The organism is Streptomyces palmae (assembly GCF_004684805.1).
Lineage (GTDB): Bacteria > Actinomycetota > Actinomycetes > Streptomycetales > Streptomycetaceae > Streptomyces > Streptomyces palmae.
Genome location: NZ_SRID01000590.1, coordinates 1 through 2,510, shown reverse-complemented (window position 1 = coordinate 2,510; position 2,510 = coordinate 1). Strand labels below are relative to the sequence as shown.

1 protein-coding gene is annotated in these 2,510 nt (G+C 74.0%); it reads right to left on the bottom strand.

All coding sequences use genetic code 11. The annotated features are described in order from the left end of the window. Nucleotides 1-2,510, bottom strand: a 2,510-nt coding sequence (locus tag E4099_RS31260; protein WP_135342471.1) for a type I polyketide synthase, incomplete at both ends; no start/stop codon positions are given.

The following is a 2,510-nucleotide window of genomic DNA, read 5'->3' as shown; positions in this document are numbered from 1 at the left end:
ACCCCGCCTGCTCCAACGCCGCACGAATCACCCGCTGCTGAGACGGACCATTCGGCGCCGTCAACCCATTACTCGCACCGTCCTGATTGACCGCACTCCCCCGCACCACCGCCAACACCGGATGCCCGTTGCGCCGAGCATCCGACAACCGCTCCACCAGCAGCAGGCCGACGCCCTCGCCCCAGCCCGTACCGTCGGCCGCCGCCGCGAAGGGCTTGCAGCGGCCGTCGGGGGCCAGGCCGCGCTGGCGGGAGAACTCGATGAAGACATTCGGGGTGGACATCACGGTGACGCCGCCGGCCAGGGCCAGGTCGCACTCGCCCGTGCGGAGGGCTGCTGCGGCGAGGTGGAGGGCGACCAGGGAGGAGGAGCAGGCCGTGTCCACGGTGACCGCCGGGCCCTCCAGGCCCAGGGAGTAGGAGATCCGGCCGGAGACCACGCTGCCGACGTTGCCCGCCAGGAGGTGGCCCTCGAAGCCGTCCGGGGTCTGGTGGAGCCGGGAGGCGTATTCGTTGTACATCACTCCGGTGAACACACCGGTCCTGCTGCCGCGCAGCGAGGTCGGGTCGATCCCGGCCCGTTCGACGGCCTCCCAGGACGTTTCCAGCAGGAGGCGTTGCTGCGGGTCCATGGCCGTGGCCTCACGCGGCGAGATGCCGAAGAACTCGGCGTCGAACTCCCCCGCGTCGTAGAGGAACCCTCCCTCCCGCGTGGTGGCCATTCCGGTCCGCTCGGGGTCCGGGTCGTAGAGGTCGTCCGCGTCCCAGGCGCGGTCGCCGGGGAACGCGCCGATCGCGTCGCGGCCTTCCATGACCAGTTGCCACAGGTCCTCGGGTCCGGCCACTCCGCCCGGATACCGGCATGCCATGGCCACGATCGCGATGGGCTCGTCGGTGAGGGCACCGGTCGGGGTGGCGACGGGGATGGACGCGGTGACGGGGGCTGGGTCGTCGGTGATCTCCTGCTCCATGCGGGTCGCCAGTGCCGTGGCGGTGGGGTGATCGAAGACGACAGTCGCGGGGAGCCGCAGCCCGGTGGCGGCGTTGAGGCGGTTGCGCAGTTCCAGGGCGGTCAGTGAGTCGAAGCCCAGTTCCCGGAAGGCGCGCTGGATGTCGATGTCCTCGGGGTCGCCGTGGCCGAGGACCATGGCCACCTGGGTGCGGACCAGGCCGGTGAGGGCGTGTCGTCGTTGTTCCGGCTGGAGTCGGGCCATGTGGTGCGCCCAGGTGGAGCCGGTGTCGGCGGCGTTGGACGGGGCGGTCGCCGCGCGGCGCGTCGGGGTGGGAACCAGGTCCCGCAGTACGGGGGACAGGGTGCCGTCCGCGGCCCGGGCGCGCAGCGTGGGAAGGTCGAGGCGGGCCGGTACGGCGTAGGGCAGGTCGGCGGTGAGGGCGGCGTCGAAGAGTGCGGTGCCCTGGTCCGCGGGCAGGGGGGCGATGCCTGCGCGGTTCATCCTGGCCAGGTCGGCGCGGTCCAGGTGTTCGGTCATGCCGGTGCCCTCGGCCCACAGGCCCCAGGCGAGCGCGTTGGCCGGCAGTCCGGTTGCCCGGCGGTGGGCGGCGAGGGCGTCCAGGAAGGCGTTGGCGGCGGCGTAGTTGGCCTGGCCGGCGTTGCCCAGGACGGACATCACCGAGGAGAACAGCACAAAGGTGTCCAGGGCGCTGCCGCGGGTGAGTTCGTGCAGGTGCCAGGCGGCGTCGAGCTTGGGCCGTAGGACGGTGTCAAGCCGTTCCGGGGTGAGGGTGTCCAGGGTGCCGTCGTCCAGGACGCCGGCGGTGTGGAGCACGGCGGTGAGCGGGCGGTCGGCCGGGATCTGGGCGAGAAGGGCGGCGAGTTCCTCGCGGTCGGCGACATCGCAGGTGGCGAAGGTGGGCTGGGCGCCGAGCGAGGTCAGATCGGCTGCCAGTCGGTCGGCGCCGGGTGCCTGCCGGCCTGAGCGGCTGACCAGGAGCAGGTGCCTCGCGCCGTGCCGGTCGGCCAGATGGCGGGCCAGCAGGCCGCCGAGGGTGCCGGTGCCTCCGGTGATCAGGACGGTGCCGTCGGGGTCCAGTGGCCTCGGCTCGGCGGCGGCGGCCGGAGCGGTGCCGAGCCGGGGGACGTACGGTTGCCCGTCCCGCAGGGCGAGTTGCGGGTGGCCGCTGGCGGCGGCGGTGAGCAGGGCGGGGCCCGAGCGGGCCGGGTCGTCGAGGTCGATCAGGGTGAAGCGGCCGGGGTGCTCGGACTGGGCGGTGCGCAGCAGCCCCCATACGGGCGCGGCGGTCAGGTCGCGGATGTCCTCGCCGGGGAGGGCGGCCACCGCACCGTGGGTCACCAGGACCAGGGTGGCGGTGCCGGCCGGGTCGGCGGCGAGCCAGCGGTGGACCAGGTCCAGGGCCCAGTGGGCGGCCCGGTGGGCGCTGTCGGCGGTGTCCTGGCCGGGTGCGCGGGAGCCGGGCCGGAAGGCGAAGACCAGGTCGGGGGCCGGGTGGCCGGCGGCGGTGTGGGCCGTGAGGGCGGCCAGGTCGGGGTGG